We start from the raw sequence: 12,202 nt of genomic DNA, 5'->3' as shown, positions 1-12,202 counted from the left end.
TCAGTAAAGCGTTAGAAGTGAACACCGAGTTCGATTTATCGCGCCAATTATGGTCTTATTTAGTAACAAAAGGAAAATCACTAATTCAAGGGGAAAACGAACGGAAAATGTGTGAATTAAGTCAAAATCTCTGTGATTTTCTGTTCATATCGATAAATGAGTAAGTGTTGGTTAACTTCATCTAAAATCAAACATTCGGTCAATTGTTTCAGACTCAAGATAAAAGGAAATAGAAAAGAAAATAAAAGGAGGCTGGCTTAAGGGAGGCAAAAAAAAATGAATGAGGGTTATATCATTGCAGGCCTTTTATTATTGACAGCGGGGATGATTGATTTTTTATGGACCACGTTATGGTTAGAGAGCGGTGCAGGCCCGATCACAAGATGCCTGTCTGCTTGGCTGTGGAAAGGCTGCCGCAAAATCAGCGGAGACCACGCAAAGGTTCTGAGTATGGCAGGTCCACTGCTGTTATGCCTGACGTTAGTGATATGGATCAGTCTATTTTGGAGCGGATGGGTGCTGATTTTCTCGAGCGACCCTCATTCACTTGTGGAAGTTCAATCGAAAGAGCCGGCTTCCTGGTCAGACCGAATTTATTTTTCCGGCTATGTCATGTTTACTTTAGGAAATGGCGATCTCGCACCAAACGGAGGCCTATGGAAGCTTGTCACGGTGATTGAAACAGCTCAAGGATTGCTTACCATCACGTTTTCTGTCACGTATTTGATTTCGGTCTTGAGTGCAGTTAATCAAAAGCGCTCCTTTGCCCAAAGTGTATTAAGTCTAGGGCATGACGGAACAGAAATCGTCCAGAATGCATGGAACGGCAAGGATTTTCACGACATTGATTTCCTTCTTGCCACTGCCTCATCAGAGCTGGGAAAGCTGACCGCTCAGCATAACGCCTTCCCCATCCTTCATTTTTACCACAGCACGCAGCATCAGGAATCCTCCATTATAGCTGTTGCTGTATTGGATGAGGCTCTAACCATTTTCAAATACGGTATTCCTGAACAATATCAGCCAAATCAGCTTCACATTAAAGAGGCGCGCTCGAGTATCAAAAACTACCTGGATACCGTTCATACTGCCTATATCCATCCTGCAGAACAAGCGCCGCCGGAACCAGACATCTCAAAGCTTCAACAATCAGGCATACCGGCTTTATCTAAGCAAACATTTCAAATTGCCGTCAATTCAATAAAGGAACGTCGTCAATTGCTGCTGGGAATTGTCCAGGCGGGTGCTCGAAAATGGCCTGTTCAGGAGCAAGCAATAGATAACGCATATTCTCCTAAATAAAAAAGTCCCGAGTGCTGATCACTCGGGACTTTTCACTGTATGATTCTTATACAAGCTTCTGGCCGCAATTCGGACAAAAATTGGCTTCGCCCGTTTTTGTTCCGCAGTTTGGACAGAAATTCGGTTTGCTTCCGCTGCCAGTTGACTGTGGGCCTGATGACTGTGCCTGCTGACTCTGATTCATTTGATTCATCACCTGATTGGCCATATTCATTCCCATCATCATTCCTGCCATATCCGAAGCCGCTCCGCCTCCGCTCATCTTTCCGGATGCCATTCCATCCGTCATCGATATTTGCTGGTATCTGTTCACATCCCCAACCATACCGTAGGAAGCGTTCTTTGTTATCATATCCTGAACCTCTTGAGGATAATTAAAGCTCATGATTTGAAAACCAGTGACCGTCATCCCGTCACTTATTAATTGCATATCTAAGTCCTCTTGAATTCCCTTAGCAATATCAAAAGCGTTTGCTTGAAGATTAAACATATCTTTCCCTTCTCTTGTGATCCACTTCATGAGAAGCTGGTCCAGAATAGAAGTGATACGGGTTTTAATATCCTCTACATAATATTGATCCTTCACGCCAGCGATTTTATCAATCAGGCTGATATAGTCCTGCACCTTGAAATTAAATGTGCCGTTTGCGCGAATGGGCATCCCGCCAGGCATTCCCGCTGCCGGAATATTTATCGCCTGTTTTGTTCCCCATCTTACGGTAAATTCCTTCGTATTGACAAACAGCACCTCGGCGCGCATGCCGCTGTTAAAACCAAACTTAAAGCCCTTTAACGTTGAAAGGAATGGAATAATTTCTGATTCAATATCATAATCGCCATCATCTTGAAAAACCCCTTCAACCCGCCCATTGTTCAAAAAGACAGCATCCTGTCCGGGACGAATGATTAAACGGCTCCCTTTTTTGATTTCACGATTGTTCCATTTATAAAAAATCATATCATCTCTAAATTCTTCCCACTCTATTACATTTGCTAATTGGTTTCTGAAAAACGACATGTTACCTCTTCCCTTCTCTATTTTCTACTACTAGAAACTGCCCCGGCTTCCACTGTATGACGTGCCGCCTTTCGTCACACCGCCATCGCTGCCGCTGTCTTTATCATTTGATGGTTTTCTTTCTCTTGTTACAGTCGTTCTGATATAAGTGTCGTATTGATCAATCACATCAGACGTACGCTGATCCATATATGTATTCCCATTAACCGTTACTTTGCCGCCCGCCTGATAAAGCATAATTGAAACCGCAATTCCCCCGACTGCGATGGCAGCAATCAGCTGAAACCACCATGTGAAGAATATGTTGTCGGGATTGATTCCCGGTTTTATGCCCATATCTTTATAGGAAAGCTGAATATATGTCTCAAAAGCTTTGAAATAATTTTCATTGGATAAATCAGATGAAATCGTATTTCTGATGCTGTTTAGCCTGCTGTTGTCCAAATACTTTTCAGCTTTTTGGTAGCCCGAGATGAATACTTCTCTATCCGCCATATCAATCGTTAAAATAGCTGTACTGCCTTTTCCGTAACGATCATAAAAATCGCCGGCATAATCGGCAATATCTTCACCATTTGTGCCTTTTGTCGTAATAATGATGAAATCAGTGTCTCTCTTTGCACCCAGCTCTGCCGAGAGAGATTCAAGTTTTTCGATTTCTGTTTTTGATAATAGATGGGCATGGTCATACACATGCTGCTGTGATTCAGAAGCTCTTGCCGCTTCGATCCCCAGTAAAGGCATTATGATGAAAACCGCCAGCACAACAAAGATCGCTTTCCCGAAAAATCCCCGCATCAAAATCCGCCTCCCATCATCAATGAGACGAGCTTCAATGCAAGAAATGTCCCGCCTGCTATTCCGCTAAACCATGCCGCTACTTTTCCTGAACTGATCGGCGGCTTTCCGACGACCTTACCTGTTTGCCCGTTCATCGCAAAGATATGCTCCGCTCTTTCATAATCGTAACTGACCATCCAAACGGGAAGCAAAACGTAAAAGCTGTTCACATTTTTCGTGTGAATATGTTTGTCCCTCACATTGACTGACGTATATCCGGAAAAAGTAGAATGGATGTATGAATCTATATAACTGCTTATTTTCTCTTTTGCCCTTGGAAAAAGCTCCTCATCGGTATAATTGTACTTTTCCGCAATATAGCCGGCCAAATATGCCGTTTGAAAGTCCTTCAGCTGATCGTATGAATATGGCTCCAACTTATCCATTAACTCATCATTCATTTTTTCTGAGGCATCAACAGGAATTTTCAAATAATCGAGATTGATATCACGAAACGCTTCAAAATGCTCTGTTTCTGTGCATATATAATCCCCTTCTTCATACTGGTGGACTCTGGTACAGTTTGCTCTCACCTGTACTTCACTATTTAAATCAAACATCCAAAACGGAATATACATGCCGGTGATGCTTTTAATTCGATCAGCAGACATGAAACCTCTTGGTGTCAGAAGCCCTTTTTTGCACCACTTTCGAAATGCCTGTTCGGCTTCTTGCTTGCTGATTGTAAATGGGATGACTTTCGCCGGTGCCAAATGTCCTGATAAACGATCGGCAAGTATTGCAGCACCCCCGCAGAAGCTGCACGTCGTTGCTGTCGTTTCAGCTTCCGTGATCAAAACGGCGCCGCAGTTTTCACATTGATATTCTTTTGCCTCGTCTTCAGAAAACCGCGCCGCAATGTTTTCTCTCGGAAGGCTTTCAATATTGTCCTGTCTTCCGCAGCTGCCGCAGGATAACGAGCCGGTTTCACTGTCAAATGCCATATCACTGCCGCAGTTCGGACACTTATAAGATATTATCATTACCATTCCCTCTCACATCTTATGATAAAATAGCGCCGCAGCCGAAAGCTGCGGCATCCTATGTATTATTTATCGAGCATCATTTTCGCTTTTAACGCAGCAAGCTCATCATCAACCTGGCTTGAACCGCCAGTGTCATACTTTGCAGTCAGATCAGCCATATCATCCTGCGGAGCGCTGTTCAGTTCAGCCATTGCATTGGCCTGATCAAGCGCCTTATTTACTTTGTCCTCCATTCGGCCGAATGCAGACATTGATTGGCTTGTACTCGAAACAGAAGCGCCCAGTTTGTTCATTCTTTCTTGCGTTTTCGCTACTGCCCACTTCGCCTTGATCATATTTTTGCGTGCTTCCAGCTCTCCAATGTCAGATACCAGTTTGTCATGCATCTTTCTCATCTGTGCGGCATTGGTTGCAGCAATTTGATTCGCCGTCTGCAGCTCAGAAAGCTTTGATTCCAAAGATGTTTTTCTTTCAAGGAACTTTCTCGCATCGCCCTCATTCCCGGCTTGCAGCACCTTCATTGCATAGCTTTCCATCTTTTCCATATCTGCCTGGCACTCGTGATATTCTCTTTTTGCTCTCTGCTCCTCAGCCATAACAGCTGCTGTTTCTGCCTTAACCTTAGCCAAATCGCTATTCATGTTTCTTAAATATTGATCTACCATTTTCTCCGGATTTTCAGCCTTGTCCAATAAAGCATTGATATTCGCAGACATAATATCTTTAAATCTTCCAATTATACTCATTATATCGTTCCTCCTAAAGCTATTCGATGACCCTTGTTACATATACTATTTATTATCGTTAAAAGTTTCACTTTTTTAATAAAAAATGACATTCCAAACGGAAAATATACAACTTTTTACCTGAACAAAAATGTAAGCAATAAAAAAAGGTGCCCCCAAAAGTCCAAAGACTTTTAAGAAACACCTTCAATGATTTACAAAGAAACTTCAATTTCATCCATGCTTGGCAGTGCATCAATCGCTCCAATTTTAGTGCACACAAGCGCTCCGACCTTATTGGCAAACGCCACAATCTCACGCAGCTTCGCAAAATCTGTTTCTACAGATTGAATATGGTCCGTGTTTGCCAATTGATATAAAGCCGCACCGACAAAAGCATCTCCCGCTCCTGTTGAGTCGATTGATGTCACCGGAATGCTTGGAATGATTTCACGGTCTTTTCCATTGGAAAGAAGCGTTCCGCTTTTCCCAAGGGTCACAACGACAATCTTGGCTCCGATCTCATGAAGGATCGCAACTCCCTTTTCATGATCCTTCACACCGCTGATAATCTCAAGCTCCTCGTCACTGACTTTCACAAAATCACTTACAGCGATCGCTTTTTTCGCGACACTTACAAACTCTGAGTCTCTTCCCTTCCATAAATCTTCACGATAATTAGGGTCAAACGAGATAAACTGTCCATTATCCTTCGCAATCGCCATCAGCCGTAAATAAGCTGAGCAAAATGGATCTGATAACAGCGCCGTTGCAGAGCCGAAATGAAGGATTTTCGCTTCGTTTACTTTTTCCTGGTCAATATCCTCCAGCGTAAACAAAGCGTCCGCGCCTCTATTAAAAACAAAGTCACGCTCCCCATTTTGTTTTAATGAAACAAAAGCAAGTGTTGTAGGCGCTTTCTCATCCATCACCAGCATAGAGGTATCGACATGTACAGCGTCCAATGTGCGCTTCAGAAAATACCCAAACGGATCCTTGCCTACTTTTCCGCTGAAAGCGGCGTCTCCGCCCAGCTTGGCAATCGCTGCTGACACATTCGCCGGTGCACCGCCGGCACTTTTCAAGAATTGGCGCCCGTCCATTAAATCAACGTCAACATCGGTACAAAAGAAATCAATTAACAATTCTCCAATACAAACAACAGATTGACTACGCATATTATCACACTCATTTATAAAGTCTAGATTATAGTCTCAGTATATTACTTTCTGCTATAAATACAACATTGAATATTGAAAATTTTACATATATTTATTTCGCAGACCTTTGCTCCAGCTCAGAGATGATATGCTTATATCTTTTTTCCGTTAAAGGATAGAAGGCGATGAGAATAATAGAAAGCAAAATGAAAAATCCCGGAATCAAAGCATTCATGTTTTTAATCGCATTCAATGACGCAACTGTCTGGTCTGCATTCGCCACATACCCGGCGATTCCTAAATAAATGGCCGAAAATGATCCGGCTAACGCCACACCCAGCTTATTAATAAAGCTCATGCTCGAAATCACCACACCATCCGCGCGAATTCCCGTTTTCCATTCCGCATAATCGACACAATCCGCAACCATTCCCCAAGCAAGCGTATTTAAAGGCGTTGTGAAAAATCCCGATGCAAAAAGCCAAATGAAAATGAGTGTAATGGAAGAATACGGCGTAAAATGCAGGCCGGCATAAGAAATAAGCGATAGAGCCGCCGTGATAATCATGACTTGTTTTCTTCCCCACTTCTCAGAAAAGAAAGGAATAAACAAATTGCTGATCAGCGCTGCCCCGAAAAATAAAACGGTTCCCATAAACACAAATTCTTTATGGTTTACGTTATACGTAAAATAATACACCATCGTGCTGAGCTTAATATTAAACCCGATCGCAAAAGCTAAAAATGATGAAATTAGCATAATCAAAGGTTTGTTTCGGAATAAAACGGATAATGTCTTTTTGATCCCTTGTTTTTTTCTCTTTTTAGGCTGAATCCGCTCCCGTACAGTAAAGAAACTGAATAGATTCAAAACAATGCTGACCGCCGCGTAGATGAGCGCAGTCATTTGAAATCCAAACGCCTGATCCTCTCCTCCGATAGCAGTTGCAAGCGGTGTCGCACAGGAAATGGATAAAAGAATTCCGATATACACCAAAATCATCCGGGTTGTGGTTAGAACCGTCCGTTCCTCCACAGAATTCGTCATCCGCCCCGTTAGGCTGTTCACCGGGATTGTTTGCATACTAAAGGACATCCCAAGCAGAATATAGGTGACGTACGCATATACCATATTCCCGGTCTCACCGAAATGAGGCGTCGTGAAACATAAGAATGTGAATAGCGCAAAAGGAAATGCCACCCACAGCAAATATGGCCTTGCTTTTCCCCACCTTGTATTCGTTTTATCTAAAATCAATCCCATGATCGGGTCAAAAATAGCATCCAGCACACGCACAACAAGAAACAAAGTTGCGATCACCGCAGGCTGAATGCCGCCGACGTCTGTATAATAAAATAATAAGTATGCGTTTACAAACTGAAAGATAATATTATACGACATATCGCCGAATCCATAGCCGATTCGTTCAAACCAGGACAGTCCGGTGCTGGATTTTGACTGATGCTTCACTTTCATTGCCGTTACTTTTTCTGTTTCAATCATCATTTCCCACCCCAAGAATCCGTTTTCATTTCCAGTACACAAGAGGGAGAATACAAAGATCCTCCCTGTTCACTCAGCGATTTGGATACACCATCACTTTTAAACATTCATTCTTAAATTGAAGCGCCCGCTCCATCGCCTCTTGTGTCTGCTCCAGTGAATATTGGTCCGTTATAAGATGCTTCGTGTCCACAATGCCGGAAGCGAGAAATTCGATTCCCTTCGGATACGTATTGGCATAACGGAAGATCCCGTAAATATCAATCTCGTTATCCGCAATAAACGGCACATTGAGCGGAATCTCGTTTTGTGAAGGCAAACCGACAATCGCCAATTTTCCGCCCCGGCGCACAGAAGCCAGTGCAGTTTGCAGTGCCGCTGGATTCCCCGCTGTTTCCCAAGCAACATCAACGCCTTTTTCATTCGTGATCGTCTTAATCTCTTCAAGCGCATCCTGTTCACGGATATTAATGGCATGAGTCGCTCCCATTTTTTTCGCGGCCTCTAACCGCAGCGGCTCTAAGTCCGTGACGATAATTCTGCCTGCCCCAAATGCTTTAGCTGCGGCAACGGCCATTAACCCAACAGGGCCCATCCCCATAATCGCAATTGTTGATCCGGGCTGCAGCTTCGTTCTTGCCGCCGCATGAATGCCGACAGAAAACGGCTCGATCAAAGCAGCATCTTCATAAGAAAGTGAGTCTGGGATAGAGAAAACAAAGTCCTGCCGCATTTTGATATATTGGACAAACGCGCCGTCTACCGGCGGTGTAGCCAAAAACTGTACATCCGGGCAAAGATTATAGCGCCCTTCCTTGCACGCCTCACAGCGTCCGCACGTAACACCCGGCTCTACAGCGACGCGGTCTCCCACCTTGAATTGATCGACAGATGATCCGACAGCGGCAATTTCACCTGCACATTCATGGCCTAGGATAAATGGTTTTTCCACTACATAGTTGCCGATTCGGCCATTTGTATAGTAATGCAGATCTGATCCGCAAATTCCGACAGCCATCACCTGAATCAACACTTCATCATGATTGATGTCAGGCACAGGTACTGTTTCGATTTTGATTTCTCTTGTGTTGTGCATAACAGCCGCTTTCATGTTCTGAGGTACTGTGTGAGTCATTTGGCAAATTCCTTTCTTTAGAAAATAAAATGTAAGTGCATACATTTTTGTTTTCTCTGTTACTGCCCCCATTTTATCTGCTTTTCAAGACGTTCAACAGCCTTTCCTGCTGTATAAAAGGACAGCGGCACTGTACTTTTATTTTTTCATATACAAAAAACGCTGAATTGATAAAATAGTACTAATAGGAGGTGCAGGCTTATGGCTGAACTTGAAAACCGAAAACAATTTGCACAACTGCTGGCACCTGGCGTCAAAACGCTAAAACTTCATCCTGATTATAAAGTCAGAAGGAAAAAGAACGAAAAAACAGGACAGTCTTACATAGATAAAATCGCACTCCAGCTGGGAGTCTCCCCAAACACGATCAAAAGCTGGATCGGACAGATGGGGGTAAACTACATTCCCGGGAGAATTGAGGACGGAAAACTGTTCGGGATGATCTGGATCATTCTCGAAAAGACCGACTTGGATATCGAGTGGTTGACCGACCTGCTGGAAACCACCACCATCCCAGTCATCAAACCCGCATTGCCTGTATGGGCAGCGTCTTGTTTGAAAAAAGCGAAAACACTGCGAAAAGACGGGTCATTCGGAGCTCCCCATGATGACGATATAGAAAAAGCAGTAAAGCGGCTTTTTCATGACAGACCTAACCAAGAAACGAATGCGCTTACAGAGCAGCCAATCACGCATAACCTACCGTCACGCTGGTCAGGACACTTTATCGGGCGTAGCTTTGATATGGAAGCGATACGGCAATGGATGCTTTCTCCGTCACCAGTCTGTTTAATCACCGGCTGGGCCGGTATGGGTAAAACCACAGTCGCTCTTGAAGCCGCCTATTCCTGTGTCGACGATACTTCAGATTGGCCCTCATTCAACAGCATCATTTGGGTCAGCGCTGATTGGAAAGGATTGAGCTTTAGCGATTTTTTAAATACGATCGCCTATCAGCTCGGGCGCACAGAACAAATCGATAAATCAATCAATGAAAAACGGTTTGTCGTCCGCAATGCGTTAGCCAATTACACTAGAGAAAAACCGATCCTCCTGATCGTTGACAGCATTGATACTGCAGAACGTGACATTCACGAATTTATCACAAGCCTTCCGCAAGGCGTAAAAGTTCTCCTCACTGCACGGGAAAACGTAAAACAAACCTATCGGGAAAGCTTCGGAGAAATGACAGCTATTCAGCTGAGCGGCCTTGACCAAACAGATGCCTTGGATTTTTTTCAGCAAGAAGTGCACCGATGCTTACAAACATGCAACCTCCCACATAAACGGGAAAAGCTGGAGCAGCTGTTACAGCTATCGGCTGGCCTGAAAAACGAATTCATTTCAGCGACTGCCGGAAACCCGAAAGCCATGGCACTCAGCATCGCCTATATGTCAGATGATGACATACCCGCTCAGCAACTGATTCATGAACTTGGAAAAGCGGGCTACTCACTGCTGGAATTGTTTGAGTTCCTCTTCGGGCGCACCTGGGATAGATGCAATGAAGATACGCGAAAGCTATGGCAGACGCTTTGCTTTTTCAGCAAGCCGCCTGATGAAAAAAGCCTGGCAGCAGCAGCCGGATTAGACGCCCGCCGTTTTCATTACGCTATGGAACAAATGCGGTCATATGCGCTGATTCAGCCGGAACGACGCCAAGGCAGGACGCAATACTTGGCGCACCAAACCGTTGTCGCCTACGGAGAACAGCATTTGTCCGAACAGCACGAATATGAAAAAGAAGCCCGCAATCGCTGGGCGCACTATTATATTGATTATGCCGAAACCCATTTAAAGCGTGAACAGCCCAACTCTATCTATTGGAGCTACCTGCTGGGACGGAACTTAGATCATATGAAACAAGAGTGGCCAAACATCTTAAAGGTCATCAAATGGGCAAGCGAAACCGATCAAAAAGAAATCCTAATCGAACTCATCACCCGCTTCAGCCATTTTCTAAGCAGAATCAACCTGCCCTTGCGAATCGAATACGGACGCAAAGCCGCCGACGTCGCCCATCAAATAGGCCAACACACGCGAGAAGCGTTCTTCCGAATCGACACAGCAGGCTGGGCCCTGATGGAAGTCAATGATTTAGACGGGGCCTTACAGCAAATAGAGGCCGGACTGAAGACTCTGGAACAATCAGACGCTCACGATGCCCATGATTTAAAGGTTTGGGGACACGCACTCAAAGCAAGGCTGTTTTTAAAAGCCGGACAACAGAAAAAAGCAGAGACTATTTTAAACGAAATCGAAGATCAATCAATTTCCCCTACCATTCAACATAGGGTTCTGCTGGTTCGCGGAGACCTAAGCTTTTTGAGAGATCATCATGAAGAAGCCATTCAATTATACGAAGCCGCAAATGAAATCAGCTCCACGTACGGCGGTGAAAAAACGATAGAAGCCTATTTCAATCTGGGTGTCGCTTACGTGAAATGTGGTCAATTTGAAAAAGCGGAAGAAGCCTTTGAGCAAATGCTCTATGACAAACATAACGCCAATCAAGTTGAACTGATCTACTATCACTACGGAATGGCGCAGCTGTTGAACCGTAAAGGAGAGAAAACGAAAGCGATGGAATCTAATCAGAGAGCGATTCGTTTGATTGATTCTTGGGAGCCTGGGATTGGGATTCGGAGTGAGGTGGAGCAAATGGATATTCTCATTTAAAAGACAACTACATTGCGGCTAGCGGTACGAGCTTTGAAAAACACTCATGACCTTGTTGTTTTTAAAGATAAAAAGGTATCTTTATCAGTACAGTAAATTGATTAAGATACCTTTATTTAAAAATTAATATCTCACAGAATGACAAATTTCTAAAGTTAAACTTTTAACAACAAGAGGTTAATACTTATACAGCCGTATTAACGCTGTACTGTAATATAATGTTTTAGTTCACCTGACCAATATCTTCCTCCCCAATCCTGTCCAACTTGCACATCATACTTACCTGCAGGAAGATTTTTCGTTGAAAAACTCACACGAAAATTACGTGAACCAATACTATGCAAAATATCTTTTCTGGCAATTACTTTACCTTTGTTATTTAATAGAATTACTGAAAAGCCATTATCTAAATCCCTAGCCAAAGTACCCGTAACCACAATGGAAGTAGCTCTTTTCGTATATGTATTAGCATCTGTTTTAAATTTGATTGTACCTTTCGAATCCATAGCTAATGCTTCTGACCCACCTGCGAAAATGGCAACTCCCAAAAGTACTGCTGTAAACATGGTCATTACTAACTTTTTCATCTTTAGAATTCCTCTTTTCTTTTTAATATTTTAAATCCTCAATTATAATAACATATTTGCCTAAAAAATAGGGATTTTTCCATATCTTCCTTCTAAAAAATGAATAAGTATGATAGAAATTTAATAATATTAATGCAAATTAAGATTCTTTTGAAAAATTTCTTGTTTTAATCTATTTGAAATGAAGCTTAAAATTTGAAGTATCATCTATAAAACCTCTGCCAAGGTGTCTAATAAAACCATATTCACGAATAAAAGATTAACAA

Annotated in this window: 10 protein-coding genes; 2 read left to right on the top strand and 8 right to left on the bottom strand. The window is 43.1% G+C overall.

Translation table 11 applies throughout. From position 1 onward, the window contains the following. Positions 1 to 276: 276 nt before the first annotated feature. Positions 277 to 1,302, top strand: a complete 1,026-nt coding sequence (locus C1T29_RS03915) for a potassium channel family protein (protein ID WP_103750077.1) — start codon at positions 277 to 279, stop codon at positions 1,300 to 1,302. Positions 1,303 to 1,348: 46 nt separating this feature from the next. Here C1T29_RS03915 and C1T29_RS03910 read toward each other — a convergent pair whose 3' ends face one another. The 7 genes from C1T29_RS03910 to gutB all read right to left on the bottom strand — a co-directional run bounded on the left by C1T29_RS03910 (position 1,349) and on the right by gutB (position 8,670). Continuing rightward, positions 1,349 to 2,320: an SPFH domain-containing protein gene (locus C1T29_RS03910; RefSeq protein ID WP_103750078.1), complete on the bottom strand. Its 972-nt coding sequence runs from the start codon at positions 2,318 to 2,320 to the stop codon at positions 1,349 to 1,351. Positions 2,321 to 2,350: 30 nt separating this feature from the next. Further along, the gene (locus C1T29_RS03905; protein WP_103750079.1) at positions 2,351 to 3,118 is read right to left on the bottom strand and encodes a TPM domain-containing protein; all 768 of its coding nucleotides are present in this window, start codon (positions 3,116 to 3,118) and stop codon (positions 2,351 to 2,353) included. Further along, positions 3,118 to 4,143, bottom strand: coding sequence for a TFIIB-type zinc ribbon-containing protein (locus C1T29_RS03900; RefSeq protein ID WP_103750080.1), 1,026 nt, complete (start codon positions 4,141 to 4,143; stop codon positions 3,118 to 3,120). Before C1T29_RS03900 ends, C1T29_RS03905 begins: the two co-directional genes overlap by 1 nt. Before the next feature lie 65 nt (positions 4,144 to 4,208). After that, positions 4,209 to 4,892 (bottom strand): PspA/IM30 family protein, encoded by a 684-nt coding sequence (locus tag C1T29_RS03895; RefSeq protein WP_103750081.1) that lies wholly within the window; start codon positions 4,890 to 4,892, stop codon positions 4,209 to 4,211. 194 nt (positions 4,893 to 5,086) lie between these two features. Then, positions 5,087 to 6,049, bottom strand: a complete 963-nt coding sequence (locus C1T29_RS03890; protein ID WP_103750082.1) for a carbohydrate kinase family protein — start codon at positions 6,047 to 6,049, stop codon at positions 5,087 to 5,089. Positions 6,050 to 6,143: 94 nt separating this feature from the next. Continuing rightward, on the bottom strand, positions 6,144 to 7,535 hold the full coding sequence (locus C1T29_RS03885) for an MFS transporter (RefSeq protein ID WP_103750083.1): 1,392 nt from the start codon (positions 7,533 to 7,535) through the stop codon (positions 6,144 to 6,146). A 73-nt stretch (positions 7,536 to 7,608) separates the two neighbouring features. Next, a complete protein-coding gene (gene gutB, locus C1T29_RS03880; protein ID WP_103750084.1) occupies positions 7,609 to 8,670 on the bottom strand; it encodes a sorbitol dehydrogenase in 1,062 nt (353 codons plus the stop codon). 201 nt (positions 8,671 to 8,871) lie between these two features. Here gutB and C1T29_RS03875 point away from each other — a divergent pair, with 201 nt between their 5' ends. Next, positions 8,872 to 11,349, top strand: a complete 2,478-nt coding sequence (locus C1T29_RS03875) for a tetratricopeptide repeat protein (protein WP_103750085.1) — start codon at positions 8,872 to 8,874, stop codon at positions 11,347 to 11,349. 197 nt (positions 11,350 to 11,546) lie between these two features. Here the strand turns inward: C1T29_RS03875 and C1T29_RS03870 are convergent, their stop codons facing one another. Then, positions 11,547 to 11,936, bottom strand: a complete 390-nt coding sequence (locus tag C1T29_RS03870; protein ID WP_103750086.1) for a hypothetical protein — start codon at positions 11,934 to 11,936, stop codon at positions 11,547 to 11,549. Positions 11,937 to 12,202 lie beyond the last annotated feature (266 nt).

The sequence above is a fragment of the Bacillus sp. MBGLi79 genome (genome assembly GCF_002953915.1).
The sequence above is the reverse complement of the archived record's forward strand: the minus strand, read 5'-3'. Positions and strand labels throughout refer to the sequence as shown.

Bases quoted from the DNA above. Each gene is read 5' to 3' on its own strand.
- C1T29_RS03910 (WP_103750078.1), bottom strand. From the start codon at position 2,320: ATGTCGTTTTTCAGAAACCAATTAGCAAATGTAATAGAGTGGGAAGAA.
- C1T29_RS03870 (WP_103750086.1), bottom strand. From the start codon at position 11,936: ATGAAAAAGTTAGTAATGACCATGTTTACAGCAGTACTTTTGGGAGTT.
- C1T29_RS03905 (WP_103750079.1), bottom strand. From the start codon at position 3,118: ATGCGGGGATTTTTCGGGAAAGCGATCTTTGTTGTGCTGGCGGTTTTC.
- C1T29_RS03890 (WP_103750082.1), bottom strand. From the start codon at position 6,049: ATGCGTAGTCAATCTGTTGTTTGTATTGGAGAATTGTTAATTGATTTC.
- gutB (WP_103750084.1), bottom strand. From the start codon at position 8,670: ATGACTCACACAGTACCTCAGAACATGAAAGCGGCTGTTATGCACAAC.
- C1T29_RS03885 (WP_103750083.1), bottom strand. From the start codon at position 7,535: ATGATTGAAACAGAAAAAGTAACGGCAATGAAAGTGAAGCATCAGTCA.
- C1T29_RS03895 (WP_103750081.1), bottom strand. From the start codon at position 4,892: ATGAGTATAATTGGAAGATTTAAAGATATTATGTCTGCGAATATCAAT.
- C1T29_RS03875 (WP_103750085.1), top strand. From the start codon at position 8,872: ATGGCTGAACTTGAAAACCGAAAACAATTTGCACAACTGCTGGCACCT.
- C1T29_RS03915 (WP_103750077.1), top strand. From the start codon at position 277: ATGAATGAGGGTTATATCATTGCAGGCCTTTTATTATTGACAGCGGGG.
- C1T29_RS03900 (WP_103750080.1), bottom strand. From the start codon at position 4,143: ATGATAATATCTTATAAGTGTCCGAACTGCGGCAGTGATATGGCATTT.